The 24,542-nt window shown below is 49.6% G+C and carries 26 protein-coding genes; 6 read left to right on the forward strand and 20 right to left on the reverse strand.

The genetic code is table 11. The annotated features are described in order from the left end of the window. Window positions 1–165 precede the first annotated feature (165 nt). Window positions 166–852 carry a histidine phosphatase family protein gene (locus ACKTSG_RS05030; protein ID WP_407892565.1) on the reverse strand — a complete coding sequence of 229 codons (687 nt, stop codon included), beginning with the start codon at window positions 850–852 and terminating at the stop codon, window positions 166–168. A gap of 118 nt (window positions 853–970) precedes the next feature. Between ACKTSG_RS05030 and ACKTSG_RS05035 the strand changes: the two genes are divergently transcribed. Next, complete coding sequence (locus tag ACKTSG_RS05035) at window positions 971–1,291, forward strand: hypothetical protein (RefSeq protein WP_407892567.1); 321 nt, start codon at window positions 971–973, stop codon at window positions 1,289–1,291. Further along, window positions 1,284–1,463, forward strand: a complete 180-nt coding sequence (locus tag ACKTSG_RS05040; protein ID WP_407892569.1) for a hypothetical protein — start codon at window positions 1,284–1,286, stop codon at window positions 1,461–1,463. The genes ACKTSG_RS05035 and ACKTSG_RS05040 overlap by 8 nt, the downstream gene beginning before the upstream one ends. Window positions 1,464–1,506: 43 nt before the next feature. On the opposite strand, the gene ACKTSG_RS05045 is transcribed toward ACKTSG_RS05040, so the two are convergent. Both ACKTSG_RS05045 and murB read right to left on the reverse strand, forming a co-directional pair. Beyond that, on the reverse strand, window positions 1,507–3,588 hold the full coding sequence (locus ACKTSG_RS05045; protein WP_407892570.1) for a cation:proton antiporter: 2,082 nt from the start codon (window positions 3,586–3,588) through the stop codon (window positions 1,507–1,509). A 595-nt stretch (window positions 3,589–4,183) separates the two neighbouring features. Further along, on the reverse strand, window positions 4,184–5,077 hold the full coding sequence (murB, locus tag ACKTSG_RS05050; RefSeq protein WP_407892572.1) for a UDP-N-acetylmuramate dehydrogenase: 894 nt from the start codon (window positions 5,075–5,077) through the stop codon (window positions 4,184–4,186). Between the two features lie 98 nt (window positions 5,078–5,175). On the opposite strand from murB, the gene ACKTSG_RS05055 reads away from it, so the two are divergent. Together ACKTSG_RS05055 and ACKTSG_RS05060 are read left to right on the forward strand one after the other, a co-directional pair. Then, window positions 5,176–5,937: an exodeoxyribonuclease III gene (locus ACKTSG_RS05055; RefSeq protein ID WP_407892574.1), complete on the forward strand. Its 762-nt coding sequence runs from the start codon at window positions 5,176–5,178 to the stop codon at window positions 5,935–5,937. An 8-nt stretch (window positions 5,938–5,945) separates the two neighbouring features. After that, window positions 5,946–6,479, forward strand: a complete 534-nt coding sequence (locus ACKTSG_RS05060; protein ID WP_407892576.1) for a 3'-5' exonuclease — start codon at window positions 5,946–5,948, stop codon at window positions 6,477–6,479. 21 nt (window positions 6,480–6,500) lie between these two features. Here the strand turns inward: ACKTSG_RS05060 and ACKTSG_RS05065 are convergent, their stop codons facing one another. The 17 genes from ACKTSG_RS05065 to ACKTSG_RS05145 form a co-directional block, all read right to left on the reverse strand. Next, a complete protein-coding gene (locus tag ACKTSG_RS05065) occupies window positions 6,501–7,145 on the reverse strand; it encodes a matrixin family metalloprotease (protein WP_407892578.1) in 645 nt (214 codons plus the stop codon). Window positions 7,146–7,351: 206 nt separating this feature from the next. Continuing rightward, complete coding sequence (locus ACKTSG_RS05070) at window positions 7,352–8,515, reverse strand: MFS transporter (RefSeq protein ID WP_407892580.1); 1,164 nt, start codon at window positions 8,513–8,515, stop codon at window positions 7,352–7,354. A gap of 74 nt (window positions 8,516–8,589) precedes the next feature. After that, a complete protein-coding gene (locus tag ACKTSG_RS05075) occupies window positions 8,590–9,732 on the reverse strand; it encodes a glycerate kinase (protein ID WP_407892582.1) in 1,143 nt (380 codons plus the stop codon). Between the two features lie 96 nt (window positions 9,733–9,828). After that, entirely contained in the window at window positions 9,829–10,593 is a 765-nt protein-coding gene (locus ACKTSG_RS05080) for a Cof-type HAD-IIB family hydrolase (RefSeq protein ID WP_407892584.1), read from the reverse strand. Further along, complete coding sequence (pgmB, locus tag ACKTSG_RS05085) at window positions 10,586–11,272, reverse strand: beta-phosphoglucomutase (protein WP_407892586.1); 687 nt, start codon at window positions 11,270–11,272, stop codon at window positions 10,586–10,588. The genes ACKTSG_RS05080 and pgmB overlap by 8 nt, the downstream gene beginning before the upstream one ends. Further along, a complete protein-coding gene (locus ACKTSG_RS05090) occupies window positions 11,259–13,940 on the reverse strand; it encodes a glycoside hydrolase family 65 protein (protein ID WP_407892588.1) in 2,682 nt (893 codons plus the stop codon). The genes pgmB and ACKTSG_RS05090 overlap by 14 nt, the downstream gene beginning before the upstream one ends. 257 nt (window positions 13,941–14,197) lie before the next feature. Beyond that, window positions 14,198–15,556: an amino acid permease gene (locus ACKTSG_RS05095; RefSeq protein ID WP_407892590.1), complete on the reverse strand. Its 1,359-nt coding sequence runs from the start codon at window positions 15,554–15,556 to the stop codon at window positions 14,198–14,200. A gap of 65 nt (window positions 15,557–15,621) precedes the next feature. Continuing rightward, complete coding sequence (locus ACKTSG_RS05100) at window positions 15,622–16,077, reverse strand: hypothetical protein (RefSeq protein WP_407892592.1); 456 nt, start codon at window positions 16,075–16,077, stop codon at window positions 15,622–15,624. A 96-nt stretch (window positions 16,078–16,173) separates the two neighbouring features. Next, complete coding sequence (locus ACKTSG_RS05105; protein ID WP_407892594.1) at window positions 16,174–17,361, reverse strand: acetate/propionate family kinase; 1,188 nt, start codon at window positions 17,359–17,361, stop codon at window positions 16,174–16,176. Window positions 17,362–17,369: 8 nt separating this feature from the next. Beyond that, on the reverse strand, window positions 17,370–18,380 hold the full coding sequence (locus tag ACKTSG_RS05110; RefSeq protein WP_407892596.1) for a class I SAM-dependent methyltransferase: 1,011 nt from the start codon (window positions 18,378–18,380) through the stop codon (window positions 17,370–17,372). A gap of 80 nt (window positions 18,381–18,460) precedes the next feature. Further along, entirely contained in the window at window positions 18,461–18,646 is a 186-nt protein-coding gene (locus tag ACKTSG_RS05115; RefSeq protein WP_407892598.1) for a hypothetical protein, read from the reverse strand. After that, window positions 18,630–19,097 carry a hypothetical protein gene (locus ACKTSG_RS05120; protein ID WP_407892600.1) on the reverse strand — a complete coding sequence of 156 codons (468 nt, stop codon included), beginning with the start codon at window positions 19,095–19,097 and terminating at the stop codon, window positions 18,630–18,632. The genes ACKTSG_RS05115 and ACKTSG_RS05120 overlap by 17 nt, the downstream gene beginning before the upstream one ends. Continuing rightward, on the reverse strand, window positions 19,033–19,302 hold the full coding sequence (locus ACKTSG_RS05125; protein ID WP_407892601.1) for a hypothetical protein: 270 nt from the start codon (window positions 19,300–19,302) through the stop codon (window positions 19,033–19,035). The genes ACKTSG_RS05120 and ACKTSG_RS05125 overlap by 65 nt, the downstream gene beginning before the upstream one ends. Window positions 19,303–19,307: 5 nt before the next feature. Continuing rightward, on the reverse strand, window positions 19,308–19,736 hold the full coding sequence (locus tag ACKTSG_RS05130) for a prepilin-type N-terminal cleavage/methylation domain-containing protein (protein WP_407892603.1): 429 nt from the start codon (window positions 19,734–19,736) through the stop codon (window positions 19,308–19,310). Next, on the reverse strand, window positions 19,733–20,053 hold the full coding sequence (locus ACKTSG_RS05135) for a type II secretion system protein (RefSeq protein ID WP_407892605.1): 321 nt from the start codon (window positions 20,051–20,053) through the stop codon (window positions 19,733–19,735). The genes ACKTSG_RS05130 and ACKTSG_RS05135 overlap by 4 nt, the downstream gene beginning before the upstream one ends. Before the next feature lie 10 nt (window positions 20,054–20,063). Further along, window positions 20,064–21,026 carry a type II secretion system F family protein gene (locus ACKTSG_RS05140; protein WP_407892607.1) on the reverse strand — a complete coding sequence of 321 codons (963 nt, stop codon included), beginning with the start codon at window positions 21,024–21,026 and terminating at the stop codon, window positions 20,064–20,066. Further along, the gene (locus ACKTSG_RS05145) at window positions 21,004–21,870 is read right to left on the reverse strand and encodes an ATPase, T2SS/T4P/T4SS family (RefSeq protein ID WP_407892609.1); all 867 of its coding nucleotides are present in this window, start codon (window positions 21,868–21,870) and stop codon (window positions 21,004–21,006) included. Before ACKTSG_RS05145 ends, ACKTSG_RS05140 begins: the two co-directional genes overlap by 23 nt. Window positions 21,871–22,097: 227 nt before the next feature. Between ACKTSG_RS05145 and glmS the strand changes: the two genes are divergently transcribed. After that, window positions 22,098–23,912, forward strand: coding sequence for a glutamine--fructose-6-phosphate transaminase (isomerizing) (gene glmS, locus ACKTSG_RS05150; protein WP_407892611.1), 1,815 nt, complete (start codon window positions 22,098–22,100; stop codon window positions 23,910–23,912). Between the two features lie 99 nt (window positions 23,913–24,011). Next, window positions 24,012–24,518 (forward strand): VanZ family protein, encoded by a 507-nt coding sequence (locus tag ACKTSG_RS05155; RefSeq protein WP_407892613.1) that lies wholly within the window; start codon window positions 24,012–24,014, stop codon window positions 24,516–24,518. Window positions 24,519–24,542: the final 24 nt, after the last annotated feature.

Raw genomic sequence — 24,542 nt, forward strand, 5'->3', positions numbered from 1 at the left:
TGATTGCCATTGTGCTCATAACAACGGCGTTGATTTTATGGAAACAATCAACGCCGTGAATGCGCTCGCGGTTTCATGACATTATGTCATGTGACAACTTGTCATTATACGCGAGCCAAATTAAATTGCAACAGTCTTTAGTCGGATTCAGCCATTTTCTGTAAATTATTTTGTGGCAACTTGCTGGTCGATTTGGGCTAAGTCCGCGGCAGTCGTCAAATTCACCCCACGGACTTGCCAAGCACCATCAGCGACATCCAAACGTGTCACGCTAGCATTTTTCAACAAACCAACCGGTAGTTTTTCAGGCGCCAATAGATCCACCATCGCACTTAAAAACACGCCATGTGCCACCACTAACACTTTGGCATCAGCAGGTTGCGCTGCCACGATCTGGGCAAAACTGGTTTGCACCCGCAGCCGTAATTCAGGCAAGGTTTCAGCTTGTTTGGTGGGATCCATTTTCTCAAAGTTGCGGATCAGTTGGGCAAAGCGCTGACCGCGCGTCCATGCATGTGTCATCGTGGCTACACCATAACGCGCCAGGGAAGCGGAGATCAATTGGTTATTGGTGATTCCTTCTAGACCGCCAAAGTAGTATTCCCGCAAGCCGGCACGACGATGTAACGTGATATTGGGGTGTTTGGCTAAAATAATTTTAGCCGTGTCGACTGCCCGCAAGCGATCAGAGCTATAGGCAGCAGTAAATGGCACATCCGCCAGCAATTCTGCCGTTTTCGCCGCTTGTTGGCGACCTTTTGGCGTCAGTGGCATGTCGGTGATGCCTTGCAGTTGACTGTTGCGGTTCATCTGGGTTTCACTGTGGCGAACTAAATATAATTGAATGGTCATCAGGCTACCTCCAAAAGGTTGGGAAATCGATTTCATCACAATGATTTTGTTCTCGGTTAATTTTCATGCTATCATAAATTGAACAGTTCCTATACAGACTAAAGTAGGAGGTCTGACTGTGAAAATCGCGCCAATGCTTTTAACCTATTTACACACGCACCCGAGCACATACCAACCAATTGCTCGAGGTTTACAAAATGTCGTGGCCTTCAGCTTACCAGATACGATCATTTTTCCTTATCAACATCAAGTTTTTCCAGACGACCGCTTAGAAGCCACGCGCTTAGATGATGACTTCATTCCGGATCATCCGGAATTGGTCAGTTGGTTAGCCCAACTGATCGATCCAGACGAACCGCCGACACCTAAAGAATTATGGTTGACGCTGAGCCATATCACCAATGCCAAGCATAATTTCATCGAGGTCAGCTTTGAATAAAGCCACGCAAGCGATGTTACAGCGCACGATTCAAGCGAGTATCTTGGCATTCTTGTTTTGGATCGGTCAAACCGTGATGGGCTGGCCTTGGTTGCTTTATTTGAGTCTTGCCAGTTTGGTTTACGCCGTCATCGCCTTATTATATGCCCTTTTTTTGTGGCACCAACAGTAAAAGAGCTTTCGATCGAGTTGAAAAAATCCGATCGAAAGCTTTTTTACACTTCTTCAGCACTTAACGCTGCTGCAGTTTCTGTGTTATTGACCGCTTGGCTCAAGCGCTGAGCCAAATGGGCATCGATATAGCCTTGCGTCAACAATTCATGGACCGCCGCGCGTTCTGCCGCCAAAGCAATCGCCCGCAGCTGTTGTAATTGCCCTTCGTATTGCGTCGATTTATGGGCGGAGATCGCTTTGACGCTGGCGATACGGTGCCGATACTGGACGATCAGCGCATAGATCACTTGACGATTGTAGTGATGATGCCGCTGGTCAGGGCGTTTCAAATACGCCGAAACATATTTCAAGCCCCCTTTGGCCAGATCTTTTTCCAAAGCCAAATTGGCTTGATCACTGGCGCTATTAGTATGGCGTAAGCCGACCCAGTGTTTTGAGCTTTGCATCACATTGAGTCGCCATTTGGCCAAATGCATGCGCAGGGTTTGACGGCCACTATGCGCCAACATCGCATCAATATCAGCGCGGCGGTTGACCAAACGCTTTTTGACTTTGGCATAGCGCTTCGGATCTAACGTCGCCTTGAGCTCGGCTAAGGTTTTCAATTCGCCATCTAAGCCGATACCGCGCAACGTCAATTCATCTTTGATGATCGGCGGAATGTCGGCTTCTGAGGTGTCGGCTTGCAGATCCACTCTGCGGATCAAGTTTTGATATTCAGTGATCAGATCTAGCGCCGGTTTTTGATTGTCTTCGCGTCGTTCTGATTCAATGCGGCGCACTGCCATTTGGTATAAGAAGCGCTGCGCTTGAGTAAAAGTCAATGCCCGCGGCGCATCGCCATCAGGTTCGGCTTCATCAGTTGAGACCGTTGATCCCCGCAACGTCAACGGCGTGCGGCTGGCGGTCAACAGTGGCAAGCCGATCACCGCGACGATCAAACTCAACACCACAAACCCAGCGGCGATAAACAACATCAAATGTCGCGCTGGAAAAGCTGTTCCATTGGCCAAAGTCAAAGGCACCGCCAACACCCCGACTAACGTGATCGCCCCGCGCACACCAGAAACACCAGATAACAACGCAGTTTTAAAGCCGACATGTCCTTGATGGCCTAAACGCTGATAACCCCATACCCAAGCGATCCGCAGTCCAAGCACCACCCCGTACACCAATACCACATCAAACAAAGCCTGAAAGGTGTTGACATCACGCGCCACGATGGTCGCATGCATGGCGACAGGTAATTCGATTCCTAGAATCAAAAAAATGATCCCGTTGAGCAAGTACACCACAATATCCCAAGTCCGTTCGGTGACGATCCGTAACTCAGGCAGTGCTTGGATGTAGCGATTGCCGCGCGCGTTATTCAACAATCCGGCAACGACCACCGCGATGACGCCTGAAGCATGTAGCCCTTCATCAACAGCTAAGTAGATGACCAATGGTGCCGTCAGGTTCAACACGGTATGTAAAATCACATCATTGATGCCTTGATGCAACAACCACACCCTTAGCGCATTTAACGCCAACATCATCACCAATCCGGCCAAAGCCCCAACGATCGCCACAAAAAAGAAATCGCCAATGGCTTGCGTGGCAACAAAACTGCCAGTGACGGTGGCCGCGATGCCATATTTAAACCCGATCAGCCCACTGGCGTCGTTGATCAAACTTTCGCCACTGACCAAGTGCAAAATACTTTTTGGCAAGTGGACGCGTTGGGCAATGGATTGCACCGCGATCGGATCCGTTGGACTTAAAATCGCGGCTAACGCCAAGCTTGCTGCTAACGGTAAAGCTGGAATCAACCAATGAATGAAAAATCCGCCAATAAATGTGGTCGCAAACACCAAGAAAATGGCATTGCCAATGATCGGCCCGCGCAACGCCCATAACTCAGCTTTAGGGAAATGTCGGCCGTCGTTAAACAGTAACGGCGCCGTAAACACCAGCATGAACCAGTCGGTGTTCATCGCGATCGTCACGTGAAAAGCCACCGCCACCAACAACCCCAAGGCGATTTGGATCAGTGACACGGGAATGACCACTAAATAATGGCTGATCACGTTTGAGGCGATCACCAACATCAATAACAAGATGACAGCTTCGATCAGATGCATAGCCGGATCCTTTCTGGACATCGTTTGGCTTCAGTATACCATTACGGCGGAACTGACCAAATTTTGGACGCACAAAATCCACGAAATTCCGGTGAATTTCGTGGACCTTCGCAGTTCAACGATTTTTTATTCAGTTACGATCGCACCGCCGTCTCAAGGAATTTGGCGAAATGTCGAAACAATGCTAGTAAAATCGGCATTACCCCAACCAAACTCGCTTGCCTCTCATGTCGCCATGAGGTGTTTCATCCGCTAGTACTTGACCTCTCGTTTCAACGAGATCAGCATCGATACTGCAATTTCGTGAGGCCAAAGCGTCAACTGGTGTCAACGGTTTGGGGATCGCCTCACTCGGAACACAGGCACTGCCGCCTGTGAAAAGGTGGAACGAATCGCCTGGCCTAAGCGACTCACCTTCCTGTCTCAAAAGATACCACCCTTACCGTCAAAATGCAAGCGTTTTTCTAAATTTGTTTCGTGTCTTGTCATTTATCTGAACCTTATATAATGGGGAATATTCGAAATATATCATATATTGGTATAGTTTCACGTGAAACTACAAAAAAACGACCAGCATTTTTGCTAGTCGCCAGCTTTAGGCCAGATCTTCACCGATGATCCGCACTTCCGGCTCCAATTGCACATCAAATTTTTCCGCGACAGTTTTTTGGACCAAATGGATCATATCCAAATAATCCGTGGCAGTCGCCCCGCCTAAGTTCACGATGAAGCCTGCGTGTTTGGTGGAGATCTGCGCGCCGCCAATGATATGACCTTGCAGTCCAGCTTTTTGGATCATTGGGCCGACAAAATGTCCCACTGGCCGCTTGAACACTGACCCACAAGAAGGATATTCCAGCGGCTGTTTAGCTGCGCGTTGGGCATTGAGCGTATCCATTTGCTCACGGATCGCGGCTTTATCGCCTGGATGTAACCCAAATGTGGCGCTGACCACGATATCGCCAGTTGTTTGGACCAACGAATGCCGATAAGAAAAGGCCATGTCAGCGTTTGAATAAGTTTTCAATTCGCCGGCAGTGGTCAACACCGTGACGGACTGCAAACAGTCTTTGACTTCGCCGCCATATGCGCCAGCGTTCATAAACACCGCGCCACCAACTGAGCCAGGGATCCCAGCGGCAAATTCCATGCCCGTCAAGCCGGCTTGATACGCCGCTTCAGTGGTATCGATCAAGCGTGCCCCAGCATCAGCTTGGACGGTGTGGCCATGCGCTTTGATCTGCTTCATTGCCGTTAAGATGATCACCAACCCGCGAATGCCGCCATCTTTGACAATGAGGTTTGACGCGTTACCGATAAAAGTCAGCGGCAACTGCTCGTCTTTGGCATAAGCCAATAAAGCCTGGATCTCGGCGATGGATTTGGGAAATGCTAATCGATCAGCAGGACCGCCAGTTTTCGTAAACGTATAGTGGCTCAAAGGTTCGTCGTGTAACAACGTGATTTGCTCTAATGTGGATGCCGCCACAGCTCAACAGTCCTTTCGTTTTGGAAATCTCATTTAGTGTAACACATTTGTCGCCTGTCGGAATCTTTAGTAGAATGAAGGGGATCGGAGTGATAATTGTGAAAATGATTTCTTGGAATGTCAACGGCTTGCGAGCCGTATTGAAACATGATTTTGAAACCAGCTTCAAAGCATTGGATGCAGATTGGTTTTGTTTACAAGAAACCAAAATGCAAGCTGGCCAAGCCACGCTAGACTTGCCAGGCTATCACCAATATTTCAACTACGCTGAACGTAAAGGCTATTCTGGCACCGCGATCTTAACCAAACATGAACCGCTGAACGTCACTTACGGGATCGGCGTGCCAGAATTTGACACGGAAGGTCGCGTGATCACTTTAGAATACCCCAAATTTTACTTCATCACCATTTACACCCCAAATTCCGGCAGTGAACTTAAGCGCCTGGAATTTCGTCAAGGCTTTGATGCGGCATTTTTAGCTTACACCAAAGCCTTAGCCGCTAAAAAGCCTTTGGTATATTGTGGCGATCTCAATGTTGCCCACCAGCCGATCGATTTGAAAAATCCGACGTCCAATCACCACAATGCCGGCTTTACAGACGAAGAACGCGCTGACTTCACCACCCAATTAGACCACGGCTTTGTGGACTCTTTCCGGCATTTTTACCCAGACCAAAAAGATATTTATTCTTGGTGGAGCTACCGCTTCGGCGCCCGTTCGCGCAATGCGGGATGGCGGATCGATTATTTCGTGGCCAGTTCAGACTTTGTCCCATTTATGCAAGATGCGTCGATCCACAACGAGATCTTGGGCTCAGATCATTGCCCAGTTGAGCTGGTCGTCGACAACGTCTTATAGGAGCGCTTATGGATTTTATTGCCATGGATTATGAAACGGCTAACGCGCAACGGGCTTCAGCTTGCTCAGTGGCGCTAGTCGTGGTCAAAAACACCCAGATCGTTGATGCCTTTTATTCCTTGATCAACCCACAAGTCCCATTTAGCGCACGCAACATCGACGTGCATGGAATCACGCCAGATCAAGTCGCAGATGCGCCGACTTTTCCAGAACTTTGGCCGCACATTCAAAACTTTTTCACGCCCACTTCGATCGTCACGGCACATAATTCGCCATTTGACGTGTCGGTGCTCAAGCGCAGTTTGGAGCGTTACGGTATGCCGATCCCGCATTATCAAGTGATCGACACAGTCAAAACCTCGCGTGCGTTGATGCCAGGGTTAGCGAACTACAAGTTGAACACTGTCAGTGCGGCGATGCACATCCCGTTAGAACACCATCATAACGCGCTTGAAGACAGTTACGCTTGTGCGCGCATTTTATTAGGGCAATATTTAGAATTTGGGGCTGCCAAGTTGAATCCTTGGCTTAAAACCGCATAAAAATAACGGCTGTGATGGCCGTTATTTTTGTGGTTGATAAATTTGTTTTAAGCCGGCTAAGTCGCCTGAAGATAACTGACTGACGCCTTGATCAATAGGATACATCACCGACGTGGTACTGGTGGCATGATCCAGCCCTAACGCATGGCCGAGTTCATGCATCGCGACGGCCAACGACAAGCGGGATTGATAGGCGATATTTAATTCAGCACTGGCGCGGTTGACCACCGAAGAGCCTAGTGCCGACCAGGTTTCAGTAATTTGCGGCCCGCCGTGGCCCAACTCAAAAGTTTGCGCAGATGCCGGCATGACTTTAGAATAACTGCCTAAAGTCAATGTGTTGGCGGTTTTACTGGTGCCGGCGATGAGTTTCACAATGCCAGTCCGGTTGTAAGCGGCGATGGCTTGTTTAAACAATGCTTGATCAGTGGCAGACAAGCCTGGTTGAAAGTGATAGTAGTACGTGGTAGACAAAGCTTTCCCGGACACGATGGCTTCAACTGGCGTGGCCGCGGAACTTGACGACGAAGAAGAAGGCGAAGACGTTGAGATCTGCGATTGCGCCGGTACAAACGCTGGCAAGCGCGGCAATAAGCCGTAACGCCAAGCGAAAATGCCAGCAAACACTAACAAGATCAGCAAAAAACGCGTTTTGAATTTCAACATATCACCTCCATTTCGATGAGCGTAGTGTAACACAACCCAGCGCTTAGGCAAATTTTGGCTAAAAAAACAGGCACCGCAGCAATTGCGTATGCCTGTCTCCTTCCGCTTCTCGCGCAAAATCGGACGCATTCACGGAATTATGTGTCTCGGCCAGACCGGTTGATGTCTGAACCTCCCTCGAGACGCTTTTATCTTACCACAAATTTTTATTGTTGTGCCAGTTGCCGACGAAATACCAGATAAACCACGCCAACTAATGGCAACGTCAGCAGCAAAATTGGGTAAAACCACACATGCGCCACGCCGCCAAACAATATCCCACCGATGATCGGGCCTAACACCATGCCTGCATCCATGCCGATATAAAACGTGGAATTGGCCAAACCTTGTTCATTTAATGGCGCGATCAACAAGCTGGTGGCTTGGCAAACTGAATACATCACCCCATAGCCGCCTGCCAAGCCAAAAGCCGCCACGACCATCATCCAGTTGTTGACCAAATACGTCATGCCCAGCATCCCGATCAAATTGGCCAATACCCCTGCCGCCAGAAAATATTTAAACGGCAAGCGGTCGAAATAATCTTTCAGCCCTAACCGCAACGCTAATAAAATCGCGGCATAGATCAAAAAGAAACTCCCGACCATCACATGCAAATGCCGTGATGCCACATATTCCACCAAATAAGCTTGGGTCGCAAAATATGGGATCGACAATAACATGATGATCAACGCTACTGGCACGACTTTAGGCTGTACAATGCGCATTTTCCCAGCGTTAGGGGCTTTGGCAAGTTTGCGCGGTTGCCCGTGGTCGCCGATAAACTGGATCATGATGATCATCGCCAAAGACAACACCGCTGCACCAATAAATGCCAAGCGGTAATTGAAGTGTTGGTAAATAAAGATCCCAAAAGCTGGCGCGATCGCCATGCCAAGCGCATTCATCATGCCATAATAACCCATCCCAGCACCGATGCGCTCACGCGGCAACAATCCCGACAGCCACGTGGCCATGCACACGGAACACAGCGCAAAGCCTAGTCCATTGATCACCCGCACCACGGCGATCATCCACCCGGCAGTCGCTACTGCATAGCCGATCCCTGCGATCAACAACAAGATCCCGCCAGTCAATGCCAAGGTGAATTTCGAGACCCGATCGGTCAATTGCCCTGCAAACGGCCGAAACAACAAACTAGTGACGTTCATTACCGCTGCGATCACCCCCGCAACCACCGCAGATTCCCCTAAACTGGTGGTGAAACCGACGATCAATGGATTGACTAACATGGAATTGGACATGTAACAAAAACTTCCGAGCAGGATCAAAATCGTGTCTTTGGTGAATAATTTCTTGGCGGTAGGCATGGTTGAGGCTTCTTTCTGAAAAGTGATAAATATAATTGTACCACTTGCAGAAAAGTCATTGGCCTTTTTTTACCTTATTGCTTCAGCAAAAATATCCGCAAAGCCGTTTCGCCAGCCGCCATCAAATTCGGCTTAACTGACGCCATTGCTTCAGCCAAGCTTTGCGGGCCGCTACTGATGGGCATCACCGCATCAATGCCCAGTGCATACACATCCCCTAAGTCCGCCGCTCGCGCCCCGACTAAAGCCACCACTGGCACCTGCTGGCGCTTGGCGGCATGGGCCACGCCTAATGGTGCTTTGCCGTTTAGCGACTGGGCATCGATGCGTCCTTCGCCAGTGATCACCAGATCTGCTTGCCTTAACGCATCATCTAACCCCACTAACTGCAAGATTTCGTCAATGCCACTGCGGCTTTGCGCTTGAGTAAACGCTAAAAATCCCGCCCCTAAACCACCCGCTGCCCCAGCGCCTGGCTGATCGGCGATATTGAGACCAACCGTTTTAGCCATCAGCGCACCTAAATGTTGCAAGTCACGGTCCACCTTACGCCTAGCAGTTGCTGTTAAGCCTTTTTGTGCGCCATAAATCATCGCTGCACCATTGGGACCGGCCAGCGGGTTGGTGACATCAGACAACAAGATCACCGACACCTCATCAAGTTGCGGCAAACGTTGCGACACGTCGATACGCTTTAAGGCGGCCAAGCCTTTGGCCCCTGGTGCGATCGGCTGATCAAATGCATCATAAAACCTGACCCCTAATGCTTCGGCCATGCCGACGCCACCATCTGTTGTCGCCGAGCCACCTAAGCCAACATAAATCGTGTGCGCACCGCGGTCGATCGCCGCTTTAACACATTGTCCCACGCCATAAGTCGAGGCCTTCATGGCGTCGTCTAAACTACCGGAAGTCAAATGTAGCCCACTGGCTTGCGCCGTTTCGATAACCGCAGCGTCTGGATCCAACCATCCCCATTGCGCTGATACCAATTGGCCAAGTGGCCCAGACACTGATTGGGTGATGATCGTGCCGTGTAAAGCGGCAGTCAAAGCCGCGACAGTGCCTTCGCCGCCATCTGCAATCGGCACTTGGGTGATTTTGGCATCAGCTTGCGCGCGCAATAAGCCGGCTTTGACCCAAGATTCTGCTTGGGCACTCGTGGCGCTGCCTTTAAATGAATCGATCGCTAACACCACTTGAATTGGTTTTTGCATTTTGTTTACCTCTTATCGACAATGGCTTTATTGTATACCCGAAAGCTTGAAGGCACCAAAAAACCGCGCCAATTGACGCGGTTTACAAGTGCGCGATCAAATCAAGCCAAAATGTTTCAATCCATTGACGATACCATGATCATCATTAGCCGAAGTCACGTATTCAGCTTGTTGCTTGGCGGCAGGTTGCCCATTGCCCATGGCGATCGCATGATCGACGCCGGCAAACATTGGCAGATCATTTTCGGCATCGCCAAAGGCATAGGTGGTGACACCCCTAAACTGAGGTTGTGCCAAAAGCTGCTTGATGCCAGACATTTTGGTGACGCCTTGGGCCATCACGTCCAAGCCGCGGGGATTGTTGCGCACCATACTCAATTGTGGAAACTTTGGCGGCAAGATCCTATCTTGGTCTCGTTCAAACACAAACATGAAATTCACTGGGTGGGTTTGATACCAATCAGGCTCGACATGTGCGTCCAGTTGCAACAGCTGGTAATTGGCTTTGGTGTCAGCGTTGGCCGCACTTAACGCAAACCCAGCTTGGTTATACCAACCTACCGGATCATGATGAGCTTTGGCGTAGGCATTAAATTGCATCACGGTTTGGCGATCCAGCCTAGTTTGGGCAACCGCTTGACCATGGGCTTGCACATAACTGCCATTGGCGGCAACGATCGTGTCGATGCCAGTGGCGTCTAACACATATTGTACTTCAAACACATTGCGCCCAGTCGCGATGGCCGGGACAACGTCATGTTGTCGCAATGCTTTAATCGCGGCGACGACTTCTGCAGTGACTGACTTGTCCGCTTGCAACAGCGTGCCATCTAAGTCAAAAAATACCAGTGCTTTAGCCACGCGCCTCACCTACCAATCCGCGTTGAATGTTGGCCAGCGTTAATTCAGCCGTATCCGCCAACACCACATCCGCTTCATGCAAGACCTTGGCATCGCCGATACCGATCGAAGTCGCACCAGCGTCATTGATCGCCGCCACGCCTGCTTGGGCATCTTCGACACCAAAGCATTGGGCTGGATCCAAATGCAACAAAGCGGCCGCTTTAGCATAAATTTCACCATTGGGCTTGCCATGCCTCAAAGTGGCGGGGTCAACGACTTCTGTGAAAAAGTTAGCTAAACCCAGATGTTGCAATACCAAGGGCGCATTCTTTGAAGATGACGCCAACGCAATTGGATAGCCATGTTGCTTCAATTGATCCAAAAAAACGCGGATGCCTGGCAAAATATCAGTCGGTTTCAACCTGGCGACCAGCTTTAAGTACTGGGTATTTTTTTCAGTCGCCAATGCTTGTTTTTCCGCTTCAGAATAAGTCCGCGGGATATCGCTGGCCGCGATGATCTTTTCCAGTGAATGCATCCGGTCGATTCCAGCCAGACTCGCTTGCAGTTGCGGCGTCCAAGTGGTGCCCACTTTTTTAGCAATGGCAGACCAAGCTTGCGCGTGTAAGCGCGCGGTATCACAAATCACGCCATCTAAATCAAATAATGCCCCTTTTAATGCGCTAAATTTTGTCATAGACGTTATCCTTTCTCAACAAAAATCGTTGTTTTTTCCCAGCTTTCAAGACTTGTGGCTGGCCTTGGATCAACACGTTCAGATCATGATCGGCAACCACTACCACAGCTTGATGGCTGACTTCAAGTGTCACTGAAGTCCCTTGAAAATGCTGCGTCACCTGCATCTCACGCCATGCCTTGGGTAAATTTGGGTCGATGCGCAAGGTTTCGCCTAAAGCATCCACCCCTGCATAAACGCGCGTCGCCACATCAAGGGTCGCCCCCATCACCCCTAAATGCAGGCCTTCTGCGGTGGTGCCACCTTGAATATCGTAATAATCGGACAACAACGCTTGGTGATATAGCGACCACGATTGATCCACGCGACTAGCCCGCGCATCCAATAAGGCATAAACGATTCGCGAAAGCGTCGAACCATGCGTGGTGCGGTCTAAATAATATTGGAGATTTTGCTGGAAGTAATCTTTAGGTAAGCTGTAGCCCATGTCAGTGATCAACTGATGGACGACTGGCTCATCCAATAAGTAAAAGGCCATCAAGGTGTCAGCTTGTTTGGCGACTTGATAAGCATCAGGCGTTTTGCCTTCTGCTTTCAAAATGCGATCCAAGCGGGAAATATCGCCATATTGTTTGTGATAATCATCAAAATCCAGCGTCGCCAACTTAAAGTAGCCTGCAAACTGGCCGATGATGCCATCGTCATTGATGTCTAACGTCAACCGGCGGCGAACTTGATCCATTTGGGTGAGCGTCGCTGGCGTCAAGGTTTGCGGCTGCAGGTCATGTAACCACTGAAACAGCCAAGCGACCATTAGGTTGGTATAGGCATTGTCAGTTAATCCTTTGGCTTTGGCATGCGGGTAATTTTCATGAAATTCATCCGGTCCCATCACGCCTTTAATGTGGTAACGCTTGGTGGCTGGATCAAATTCCGCTTTACTCAGCCAAAACTTGCCGATTTCTGCCACCATTTTGCTTCCGCTGGTTTGCATGAAAACTTGATCATGATTGAAGTGGTTATAAAGCCAGACATCATAAGCAATGGCTAAGCTGACATGGCGTTGACGCGCCGATTCATCTGGATCAAATTGATCGGTCAAGGGATTCAAATGCAGCTTTTGGGCTTGTTCACTGCCATCCAAGCCAGATTGCCAAGGATACATGGCCCCGTCATACCCCAGTGCTTGTGCGGCTTGTTGGGCTTGTGGCAAACGCTTGGCGCGATAAGTTAACATCGCTTTGGCCAAAGCTGGCGCATGCGCGGCTAAATAAGGCATCATGAATATTTCATCCCAAAAAATATGCCCGCGATAGGCTTCGCCATGCAAACCACGCGCGCCAATCGACGCATCCAACTCCCCAGTGGCCAATGCCGCACCAGCCACATACAGGTGGAAAATATTCACGCGCAACAGTTTTTGGCTGGTCACATCTGGGGCAACTTGTACATCGCCTTTGGCCAAAACGTGTTGCAAAAACTGCTCGGTATGCTTTGCCGCGTCATTGAAACTGCCGTCGCGTCCATGTTGCCAAGCAGTGGTACTGAGTGCTGTTGGGGTTTCGCGGCTGGTATAAACGCCCACAGTTTTTTCAGCCACCACGCTTTGACCAGGCGCTGCAGGCAAGTCCACTTGTTGTAACAAGATCTGCCCTTTGGCTTGCGTGGTCACATCCGCAGACGCATCAAAGCGGCTAGTCAAGGCAAAATCGATGCCACTATGTTTGGTCCGACCAGTCAACATGGCCAGGTTTTGATCGCTTTGCAACCCAGTGACGTCAAAATGTTGGCTATCAAAGGGCGCATATCTGGCCACATTTTGATTCACGACAGTACCGTCGATACCAGCAAACAAACTGATCGTCCCAGCAAAATTCAATGGCGTGAGCCGATAGCGGATCGCAAATTGATGATAGTGCGTCATATCAGCGACTTTGGTGGTTTGTACCATCAATTGGTGACCAGTAGCTAAAGACACCAACATGGTGGTGTGCAGTTGGCCGGTTTTAAGGTCTAAACTGCGATAAATATCGGTAATGTCAGATTTCTTGATCGCGAAGCGTTGCCCGTGGTCAATGGCAAAACTCAAATACTGAGCGTTTGGTAAGTTGACCAAGTCTTCATTGACGATCGCTTGATCATCGATCTGAGTCGTATTTTGGTTGTAGACGCCGGCAACATAAAGGCCTGGATAGTTATCGTCATCGGCGTTGGCTTCCACATAAGCACCACGTAAGCCTAAAAAGCCGTTGCCGATCGTCAACATCGCTTCTTGCCCGAAATTACGCGCGCCGCTGTATTGACCGTAATAATCCAAGTGCCAACTGGCCAAATCACGTTTGGCTTCAAGGGCCTGTTTTAACCCCAAGCGACGCACAGCAGGCGCAGCGACTACGGGCTTGTTGAACATGTTCATCAAAGCCAAGCCAATATCGATGCGCTGGTGATTCAAGCCCACGACGGTATCAGAAAAAGAATAACTCAGCGGATTTTCAATGATCACTGCGTCAAAATCGATACCGACTAACGCCACGCGGATCTTCTCCAAGTTCTTGCCGATGCTCAGCTTTGGATCATAGGTGATCCGCATTTGACTCGGCGCACTAGGGTCAGCCAAATTCGTAATCGCAATGGCTTGATCAGTGACTTTTAAGGTGACAGTGTTCATAAACAGACTCCTTTCAGAAAATCATCGTCAAGATTATGTTAACTCGGATTTTTGAAACAAGCAAATTAAGCCTTTATTATCAACAATTTAATATGTCCATTGTCATATGGAAAAATATTATTATGACAACTTGAAAAGGTCAGTGCCTGATCGATTGGAAAACTTCGCCGGATTTTTTCATTGACCAGTTGTGTGATCACAGTGCAAGCCGGTTGCATATCAAGGCACAAAAAAACACGCCAGTCACTGGCGCGTCCTCATTTGACCAATTTTTGATTGCGGTGCTTGCGGCTCAGGTACAACCCGCCGATCCAAATCACTGCCAACCCTTCGGCGATCGCAGTTTCGCGGCTAAATAACATGACCACCACGACCATCGCCAAAAACGCTAACACATAATAGTCCCCAAATGGATGCAACGGGGCTTTGAATTGCCCACCTTTGGGATGGGCTTTGCGGAATTTCAAATGGGCCAACACGATCATCACCCAAACAAACAAGAAACTGATGGTGGCCACACTAGTCACCAACGTAAATACTGAAGCCGGCAAGAAAATGTTTAAGATCACCGCGATGCCGATCACCGCTGCACTAGTAGCCAAAGCCCGCGCTGGCACTTGCCGGCGTGACAGCTTCGACAAGCGGTGCATGCGCGGTGATTTGCTTTCTAAGGTTAAGGAAAACAGCATCCGTCCAGTGGAATATAAACCGGAATTACATGCTGAGGCTGCGGCAGTCAACACCACGAAGTTGACGATATCTGCCGCAGCATTGATGCCGATATTGGAAAATACCGTCACAAACGGACTGTTATTGGCAGATACCGTGTTCCATGGATAAATGGCCATGATCACCAACAAAGCCCCGATATAAAACAAGATCACGCGAATCGGCAATTTGTTGATGGCATCTGGGATGGTTTTTTGCGGATCGGCAGTTTCGCTGGCCGTCAATCCCACCAGCTCGATCCCAGTAAAGGAAAACACCACCATTTGAAACGCCATGAAAAATCCCTTGGCGCCTTTCGGGAAAAAGCCGCCATAATTGACCAAGTTGCCTAAACTAGCATGACCGCTGGGCGTTTTGTAGTTGGTCACGATCAACACGATGCCAATGGCGATCAAGGCAATGATGGCCACGACTTTGATCAAGGCGAACCAAAACTCAGCTTCGCCAAACAACCCAACGGAAATCAAGTTGACCAACAACAAAATCACTAGGGTCAACAATCCTGGTACCCATTGCGCCACATTTGGCAACCAAAAGCGGATGTAAGTCCCTACGGCTGTGACTTCTGCCATCGCCAATGCTGCCCAGCAGATCCAATAGGTCCAACCGGTCACAAAGCCCCAAGAATCGCCTAAGTATTTTTTGATAAAGTCGATGAATGAATGTTGCGACAAGTCAGACATCAACAATTCGCCAAGCGCACGCATCAACATAAAACACATGCCCCCGGCTAATAAATAGGCCAATAAAATCGATGGCCCAGCTAAGTGGATCGATTGCCCGGCGCCTAAAAATAAGCCGGTACCGATCGTGCCGCCAATGGCCATCAACTGAATATGGCGGCTTTTCAAATTACGTGCTAACTCTTGATTTTCAGACTGTTGCATGCTTCCCCTCCAGACATAACAAGAATTATACACGCCTGTTCACAAATTACAAACAGATATTGTGATCACGACACCATGATCACGCGTTTGGGATCCATTTTTTGGCGCAAGAATTTGGCCACTTCCGCAGCTGGCCGGTTGAATTTCAAGCGTACCACCGCCACACTGCCGACCATCGCCGCCAGTAGACACCCATCATCTAACGGTTGTAGCTGGATCGCCGTCAGCACCCGATATTGGCGCACCGACCCTAACCCGTTGATCACCGAATCTTCAGTTAACCCGCGCTGCCATAATGCAAACACCAAAAACATCGCCGCGATGAAGCCACCTGAAATCAACCCATCAAAATTGTTGGCAGTAAAATATGTGACTGCCGCAACCATGGCGGCGGCCACTAAATATAACCCACGCCAAAACCAGCGCGGCTTGGCTGGGATGCGGATCTTGGTGCGAAACCAAATGGTGACCCCTAAGGCAATGATGACAATGATGATGTAGCCGATGCTCCACAAACTCATGTTGATCCTCCATTAACTGCTTTACCGTTATTATCAACGTCGCACACCAAAAAAGCTAGCAGTCACGACGATTTGTCGCAACCCTAGCTTGATGGGTCAAACCAACTGCATCACGTCTCTGGCAATCATCAATTCTTCGTTGGTCGGGATCATGAACACTGGGATCGTAGAGTCTGGCGTCGACAAACACGTTTCGCCTTGTGGATCCAAGTTGGCTTGAGCATCTAACTTCACGCCAAAAATTGACAGGCCTGAAATCACCGCTTCGCGCACGTCAGGGTCATGTTCGCCGATACCCGCAGTAAAAATCAACCCGTCGGCATGACCTAATTCAGCCAAATACCCAGCAACATATTTGATCACGCGGTTATTAAAGACATCTAAAGCTAAGCGTGCTTTAGCATCAGTTGGCGCCGAGGCTTGCAATTCGCGCATATCCGGCGACAATTCGGACAATGCCAACAGTCCAGATTCACGGTTTAAAATATCGATCATTTTTTGTGGATCGCGCAGGTGCATTTTTTGCATCAAAAACAACACCAACGATGGGTCAATATCGCCACTGCGCGTACTCATCGCTAACCCAGCAACTGGTGTAAAGCCCATTGAAGTGTCAAACGACTGCCCGTTTTTAATGGCGGTGACTGAAGCACCAGAGCCTAAATGCATCGACACCAAATTCAACTGCGCTAAAGGCCGCTTTAATAACGCCGCCGCGCGACTGGCGACATAGCGATGGCTGGTGCCATGCGCCCCATATTTGCGCGCGCCGAATTGGTCATAATATTCTTGTTTAATGGCATAGCGATAATTCACTGGTGGCATCGTGGCATGAAACGCCGTGTCAAATACGCCCACTTGAGGCACTTTAGGCAAACGCTGCGCAAAAGCGCGCACGGCTGCAGCTTCTGGTGGGTTATGCAACGGTGCATATTCGGCTAACGCATCCACTTGGGCCAAGGCGCGATGATCTAAGATCGCTGATTGTGAAAAGACTTCGCCACCAGCCACGATCCGATGGCCGACGCCTTTAAGCTCGTTAAGGTCATAGATCACCCCAGATTCTTTCAGCGCATTCATCACTGCCGCCACCGCCGCAGCGATCGTCGGAATATCTTGATCACGCTTGATCACCACTTGCCCGTTGACGCTCATGGTGATGCTTGATTCCCGCATGCCCATGCGATCGATCAGCCCTTTGGCCAACACGATTTCTTCAGGCATTGAAAACAGTTGCCACTTCAGCGTGGAACTACCGGCATTGATTGCAAGAATTTTTGCCATATGCCCTCCTACGCCAAGTTCGCCTTCGCCCATGCTTGGACGTTGGCGATAAATTCAGCGAAGGCTTTGCGGTCATCAAACGCTGGGAAAGTCCCTAACAGCACTTGTTTGGCTTGTTTGGTGTGATCGCCTGGTTTTTGCAACACTAATAGCGACTTTTGCGCCGCCGGATCGGCAAACAAGCTTTCTGGCAAGTTCAACAGGCCTTGAAAATGCGCCGCCTTGGTCATCCAAGCCGTCAAACCTGCCGCTTCTTTGGATTTAAAGACATTTGCTGGCACATAAAACAGCCCAAAACTGCCTGGCTTGAGCATTTTTAAGCTTTGTTCGATCAACAAATGATGCGCATAAGAATGCCCAGATTTGGCCGCAGTTTCAAAGGTTTTGGCGCGTTCATCAAGCGGATAATACCCCACTGGCAGATCCGCCACCACCAAATCAGCATCAGTGACTGGCAAGTCAGCTAAGGCATCTTGGTGGAACAGTTGCACATCCAAATGTTGCAATCCAGCACTCATATCAGCAAACGCCAACAAAGTGTCATCATTATCGATACCAACGCCTTTGACGTTCACTTCACTGGCAGCATGCAGCTGATTCATCACGGCATACAGCAAGTTGCCACTGCCCACAGAAGGATCGGCGACAGTCATGGTTTCTGGCATATTGGCGTGGAAGGTCGTCGCCACAAAAGTTGCCAAGCTAGCCATGGCATCAGGCGTCACTTGCTTATTGGGCTCGATGCCATCGGTTTGGACGGCTTTGACTAGCACCAATTGCAAGGCTTGGCGCAATTCTTCAGCAGAATAGTCACTGAGGTCGATAGTTTGATATTGTGCCGTCAGCTTGTCAACCGTCGCTTGGTTGGGCAAGCCATCTTCTTGATGGACCGTGTGGGCCATTAAGTTTTCACCGGATTCAATGGCCGCATCCAAATAAGTGCTCCGCAATTGGCTGTGCAATAAGGCGGTGGTATCGTCTAACACGTCATAAAGCTGTTTTAATTGTTCGTTTGCCACTTGAGACCCTCCATTTCATTTCTTCTCAATTCTACTCAAGCGGCGCACGAGTTTCAACACAACAGAAATCAAGCCGCGCATCATGGGTCTGATCGTTGCTGCGACCACGCGTCAAAACGGGCATTGAACGTGGCTTTTTCATGACTTAACGTCCGCTGATAATCAGCACGCCATTGCGCAATTTGCTGCATCGCCCGGATCGAAAATAACGTCACCACCAATAAAATCAGCATTGCCGACAATAATGCACTACCGCGTTTTTTCATCACTGACGATCACTCCTTCATAAACGCGGCCACTTTTCATGGTCAAGCTGTAAGCTGCCGCTGAGTCCACCAAACGCCATTGGCAACTGTCGACGTCAGTTAAAATCGGCTCAAAACCGCCGTGATCGGTGGTGGAAAAAATCATCAACTCCCCACTTTTGCCAGAATATTTTTGCACCGTTTTGTTGCTGGCACCTTTTTGAATCACCAAGCGCGCGTCATCGAGTGCTAAAGTATCGCCAGTGCTCACTTGTTTTTGCACCGCTTGGGCAAACGCGTTAACGGCTAACACTTCTGAATCTCGCCAGCGAAACTGGCCCAAACTGCGCACCACTGGTTGCCACATCATGAACATCCCCACCAACAACCCTAACGCCACTAAGGTTTCAATCAGCGTCACGCCTGAGCGTTTGGGTGAAGTGGGCTGTCGGATCGGCCACTTTGACGCCATTGTCACTCACCTCCACGAGCCATTCATCCCCAGCCATCATCACATGTTCTTGCCCAGTGACTAATGCCACATTGGCCACTTGATACGCTAAAACTTGCAAGCGCAACGGCGTCAGTTGCGTGCGCGAATAAGTTGCAATCCCGCTCAGCCAAGCGATGACCAGCGCAAACACACTGATCGCCGCCAAATGTTCAGCGATCAGCAACCCACTTATTCGTCGTGTCGTAATAACACCCCCGTTCCCAGTTGCCAAGCAAACGTGACGTGTTGGCCATTGGCGCGATAAAAGCCGATCGTTTGCGGGCTGGTGAAATTGCCGCCAGTCCAGTTCAATTGCCAATACAAATCGTAATCGACTCTGACCCATGGCGGCCTGCGTAAATGCACCCCTGCGCCTTGGTGGATCTGTTGAAAAACAAATTCCTGCCGATCGTAATGCCACTTCACATTCACAGTTTCGCCATCGGTCAACGCCACTTGCCGCAAATGGGCCCAATCGCGCTGAAAATCGGCAAAAAATTGATTTTCAACTTGGCGTTGCCACCATTGATGGCCAAAATATACCGTGGTCATCAAAGCCGCAACGCTGATCGCCAAGGCCACCAACAATTCGATCAAAGTAAACCCAGCCTTTTTCATTCGACGGTGAACTCAGGTGGCTTGGCACCAGGCGTATAAGTCATTGCTTTGGCGCGATCGGCTTGTTCGGCGGTAATGATCCCTGCCGACTGCAACGACGCAATGGTAGAAAAGTTTGAATCTTTACGGTCGACTTGCTCATACGCCACAGCGATTTGCATATTCATCGCGGCGGCCACTGAGCGGAGATTTTCTTCATTGGCTTTTTGTAATTGGGCGCGAATGGTGACCACTAACGTTAACGTCAACACGATAATGATCCCCAAGGCGGCTAACACTTCAATTAAGGTAAAGCCTTTTTTGCGTTTTGCTTTCATTTGTGAACTCCTAATATTGATTGACACTGTTATATAACGGCCCTAGCATCCCCATATACACCAAGACGATCTGTGCGCCGATCACCAAAAACAATACCGGTTGTACCAACGCCATCACTTGTTCAAAGCGCTGATTCAACCGCGCAAACAAAGCTTGGGCAAATAACGCCACCCCACGCGCCACTAATGGTTGCGCTTGTCCTAAACCGACTAATTCGGCGATCGGCGGATAGATCAAGCGTTGCTGTAGTGCTTGTTGCGGTGAAGCGCCAGCGGCTAATTGCGCCACCACCGCTTGACCGGTGGCAGCTAGCACACTATCGGATAAGCCAGCTAGCAATTCACAATACGCACTTAACGCCAATCCTGCCGTTAAAAAGTGGCTCGCACCAACTGCGAATTGATAACGATAATAGTCATTGACCAACCCACGCACCACTGGGATCAGTTGGCTCACCTGATAGCGCGTCGTCGCTGGCAGGCGCTTAACGACCCACCAGATGGTAAAACCTGCGATCACGCTACCAACTACCGCCGCCATTGGCACCCAGTTATTGGCAGTGGTTTGCATTTGCAAACTGGGCAACACGCCTAGCCACAATACCAACTGCAAACTCACCAATAAACCCATCAAGACGCTGGGATACACCATTAATTGTTTCAACTTGCGGCGGTTGGTCACTTGCAAGTGCAAATATTCGCCAGCATGCGCCAAACTTTCTGCCAATTGGCCGTGTTGTTGCGCCAAGGTCACTTGCTGGACGATCAACGGATGAAAATGCGCTTGATCCAAGCTGATCGCCAATTCAACGCCACTGGATAATTGTTGTTGTAGCGCTTGCCAGTGATTTTTGTATTTGGGCATGGCCGCACTTAAATAAACCAACGCTTGATTCAAACTGAAGCCGGCATTTAACAATTCCGCCACCAGCTGACAAAAGCGCAGTTGATCAGCCAAGTTGACTTTTTTCATCGATCACCCCTTCTTTCCAGCGCACCAACTCAACTTGCGCATGCTTGGTGGGGACAAACACCAATTGCACCGACGCGCTGGCGACGATCGCCGCATCCACTAACGCCTCAGCCACGCCTAAGCTTTTCAACCGCAATGGCACCAATTCGGCACTGCGCGCATGCACGGTGGTCAACACGATATGCCCAGAGATCGCCGCTTCACACGCGACTTCAGCAGTTTCGCGATCACGGATCTCGCCGATGATCAAAATATCCGGTCGATGGCGCAAAGCGGCTTTTAACAAGGTGGCATAAGTCATGTCGGCTTGCGGATTGACTTGCAACTGCAAAAACTCAGGATGCAAGATCTCGACTGGATCTTCAATGGTCATCACCATTTTGTCCACCGCAAGGGTTTGCGCCAGTTGGTACAACAAGGTGGTTTTGCCGCTACCCGTGGCGCCGCTTAACGCCAGCATGCCGCGCGCTGACAAACTATTCGCCAAACTGGCAACAGTGCGCTGGCCAGTGGCATCAAGGCTAGGGATCCCATAGATCAACCGCGCCACCAACGTTTCGTGTTGCGCGACATCACCCACTGTGCTTAAACGCAACAGCACCGGGGGATAGCGAATGGTCACCGCGCCTAATTGCACCCGCCGATGCTCAGCCACATTCATGTTGGCTTGATATTTCAAATAATTGATCCAGCGTTGGGCCGTTTCATTGGGTAGCACTGCTTGCAACACGAAACCTTGAGCCAAGCGGAAAAATAAGTGGTAGCCATCTGCTTGTGGCAACAAATACACATCGCTGGCCGCGGCATCGACGGCTTGTTGGAGCCAATCAAATAAGTCTTGCATCGTCATTCCCCCTCACTTAATAGATTTGCAAAAAACGGCCAAAACTTTTATTACATTTTGACGGCTTAAATGACCTATACCAATTTTCTTAAATTTGCCATACCAATAAAATTTATATTTGACATTAAGCCGTCTGCTAGGTATAGTTAGCCTCGTACTCTGGAAAACCGATTTCAGACAATCATCTAGTCCAATTCTAGAAAAATCAAAATGTGAGGTCCTTGACTATGTGCGGAATTGTTGGTGTGATCGGTCGCGATGATGCGACGCAAGTGTTGTTAAACGGTTTGGAAAAGCTTGAATATCGCGGCTATGATTCTGCTGGCGTTTACGTCAACGACCAAAACGGCCATGACTATTTGGTCAAACGTGTCGGCCGGATCAAAAATCTTGAAGCCGCATTGACCCCTGATATCCAAGGTAGCATCGGCATCGGCCATACCCGCTGGGCGACTAATGGCGCGCCAACTGAAGCCAATGCCCATCCGCATGTCTCTAACGATGGCCGCTTTTATTTGGTCCATAACGGGGTGGTGACCAACGCCCAAAGCTTGCGTCAAGAATATTTAACTGATGTCGAATTGCATTCCAGCACTGATACTGAAGTGGTGGTGCAACTGATCGCATTATTTGCCCAACAAGACGGCTTAGATGCCAAAGCCGCGCTGCGCAAAACTTTGAAGTTAGTCGACGGCTCGTATGCCTTTTCCTTAGTGGATCGCACCCAACCAGAGGCGTTATATGTCGCCAAAAACAAAAGCCCACTGTTGATCGGCAAAGGCGACGGCTTCAACGTCGTGGCGTCTGATGCCTTGGCGATGCTTGATGTCACCAACCAATTCATCGAAGTCAAAGATGAAGAGATCGTGACCTTGACCAAAACCAGCATCACCATCGAAAACTTAAATGGCGACGTGATCCACCGCGACGCTTTTGAAGTCAAAATGGACGCTGCCGACTTGGGCAAAGGCACTTATCCTTTCTACATGCTCAAAGAAATCGATGAACAACCAGTCGTCATGCACCGCTTAGCCGAAAAATACTTGGATGAATCTGGGCATGTGGTGTTGCCACAAGCTTTGTTAGACGCGTTGACCCAAGCAGACCGCTTGTATATCGTCGCCGCTGGCACTAGCTATCATGCCGGCTTAGTGGGCAAGCCGTTATTTGAACAACTCGCTGGTATCCCTACTGAAGTCGTGTTAGGCAGTGAATTTGGCTACCATATGCCAATGTTGTCCAAGCACCCGATGTTTATTTTCTTAAGCCAAAGTGGCGAAACCGCCGATTCTCGACAAGTGTTGGTCAAAACCAAAGCGTTAGGCTACCCGGCTTTGACCATCACCAACGTCGGCACTTCCACCTTGGCGCGCGAAGCTGACTTTGCGTTGGAATTGTATGCCGGCCCTGAAATCGCCGTGGCGTCAACTAAAGCTTATACGGCTCAAATCGCCGTTGAAGCCTTAGTCGCCAAAGCCTTAGGCACGGCGTTGAACCACCCTGCCGCGGAAGAATTTGACGTCGCCCATCAGTTGGCGTTAGCGGCTGCTGGCCAACAAGCGTTGATCGATCAAAAAGATCAGTTACATGAACTGGCCACCACCATGTTTGCCACGACCCGTAATGCCTTTTTCATTGGGCGAGGCACCGATTATTTTGTCAGCTTGGAAGCGGCTTTGAAGCTTAAAGAAATTTCTTATGTCCAAGCGGAAGGCTTTGCGGCTGGCGAGCTCAAACACGGCACCATCGCTTTGATCGAAAAAGACACGCCAGTAGTGGCGTTCATCACTGATCCGATCACTGCTGAACACACCCGCGCCAATGGGCAAGAAGTTCAAGCGCGCGGCGGGAAAGTCTTGCATATCGCAGCGCATGACTTAGCCCAAGCTGACGACGAATTGGTGATCGGCGATATCGATCCGCTATTGTCGCCATTAGTCACCATCGTTGCCGGGCAACTGCTGGCTTATTACACCAGCTATGATCGCGGCTATGATGTGGATAAGCCACGCAATCTGGCAAAATCTGTCACCGTTGAATAACCAACTTGACCACCAAGGACTGTTCTTGGTGGTTTTTTCATGTAGTCAAGCGCCGGATTGTGGTAAGCTGGGGGCATTGATTTTGAAAGGATGAACCCATTGAAAACTCTTCGTCGCTATTCATGGCTATTATTGGCTTTAGTGGTGATCGCCACCTTATTTGTCAGCTCTAGCATGACCTATAAACAACAAACTGCCGTACCACTCCTTGAGCGTGTATTAGCCAACCAACCATTTAAAGCCCAACTGTCGGCGATCCACTTCACTTACGCCGGCGATCCAGTCAGCGTCAAAGCCAGTGGTTATTTTGCTTTTGTGGAATTTTTCATGCGCAAAGCCGCTCATGTCACCACTTATTTTTTGATCGGGTTATTTGCCAGCTTAGGCTTGCGCGAATTCGTCAAACCGACTTGGTTACGCACGATTTTGACGATTTTAAGTGCGGCGGGATTGGCAGCCTTTGATGAATTTCACCAAATGTTGACGGGTGGCCGCCAGCCGACGTTTGACGATGTGTTGCTCGATACCATTGCGGCAACCGTCGCCGTGGTGATCGTGTTGCTGGTTTCTGCCGGTACTAGGCGAAAACACGTTGTGAGACGCTGAGTTTTTTGGTACAATATTAACGTT

Origin of the sequence: Lacticaseibacillus salsurae, from assembly GCF_045862175.1 — a bacterium.
GTDB lineage: Bacteria > Bacillota > Bacilli > Lactobacillales > Lactobacillaceae > Lacticaseibacillus > Lacticaseibacillus salsurae.

Coding starts and splice junctions, on each gene's coding strand:
- ACKTSG_RS05030 (WP_407892565.1), bottom strand. CDS start 852: ATGACCATTCAATTATATTTAGTTCGCCACAGTGAAACCCAGATGAAC.
- ACKTSG_RS05045 (WP_407892570.1), bottom strand. CDS start 3,588: ATGCATCTGATCGAAGCTGTCATCTTGTTATTGATGTTGGTGATCGCC.
- ACKTSG_RS05060 (WP_407892576.1), top strand. CDS start 5,946: ATGGATTTTATTGCCATGGATTATGAAACGGCTAACGCGCAACGGGCT.
- ACKTSG_RS05065 (WP_407892578.1), bottom strand. CDS start 7,145: ATGTTGAAATTCAAAACGCGTTTTTTGCTGATCTTGTTAGTGTTTGCT.
- ACKTSG_RS05070 (WP_407892580.1), bottom strand. CDS start 8,515: ATGCCTACCGCCAAGAAATTATTCACCAAAGACACGATTTTGATCCTG.
- ACKTSG_RS05075 (WP_407892582.1), bottom strand. CDS start 9,732: ATGCAAAAACCAATTCAAGTGGTGTTAGCGATCGATTCATTTAAAGGC.
- pgmB (WP_407892586.1), bottom strand. CDS start 11,272: ATGACAAAATTTAGCGCATTAAAAGGGGCATTATTTGATTTAGATGGC.
- ACKTSG_RS05090 (WP_407892588.1), bottom strand. CDS start 13,940: ATGAACACTGTCACCTTAAAAGTCACTGATCAAGCCATTGCGATTACG.
- ACKTSG_RS05095 (WP_407892590.1), bottom strand. CDS start 15,556: ATGCAACAGTCTGAAAATCAAGAGTTAGCACGTAATTTGAAAAGCCGC.
- ACKTSG_RS05100 (WP_407892592.1), bottom strand. CDS start 16,077: ATGAGTTTGTGGAGCATCGGCTACATCATCATTGTCATCATTGCCTTA.
- ACKTSG_RS05105 (WP_407892594.1), bottom strand. CDS start 17,361: ATGGCAAAAATTCTTGCAATCAATGCCGGTAGTTCCACGCTGAAGTGG.
- ACKTSG_RS05115 (WP_407892598.1), bottom strand. CDS start 18,646: ATGAAAAAACGCGGTAGTGCATTATTGTCGGCAATGCTGATTTTATTG.
- ACKTSG_RS05120 (WP_407892600.1), bottom strand. CDS start 19,097: ATGGCGTCAAAGTGGCCGATCCGACAGCCCACTTCACCCAAACGCTCA.
- ACKTSG_RS05130 (WP_407892603.1), bottom strand. CDS start 19,736: ATGAAAAAGGCTGGGTTTACTTTGATCGAATTGTTGGTGGCCTTGGCG.
- ACKTSG_RS05135 (WP_407892605.1), bottom strand. CDS start 20,053: ATGAAAGCAAAACGCAAAAAAGGCTTTACCTTAATTGAAGTGTTAGCC.
- ACKTSG_RS05140 (WP_407892607.1), bottom strand. CDS start 21,026: ATGAAAAAAGTCAACTTGGCTGATCAACTGCGCTTTTGTCAGCTGGTG.
- ACKTSG_RS05145 (WP_407892609.1), bottom strand. CDS start 21,870: ATGCAAGACTTATTTGATTGGCTCCAACAAGCCGTCGATGCCGCGGCC.
- glmS (WP_407892611.1), top strand. CDS start 22,098: ATGTGCGGAATTGTTGGTGTGATCGGTCGCGATGATGCGACGCAAGTG.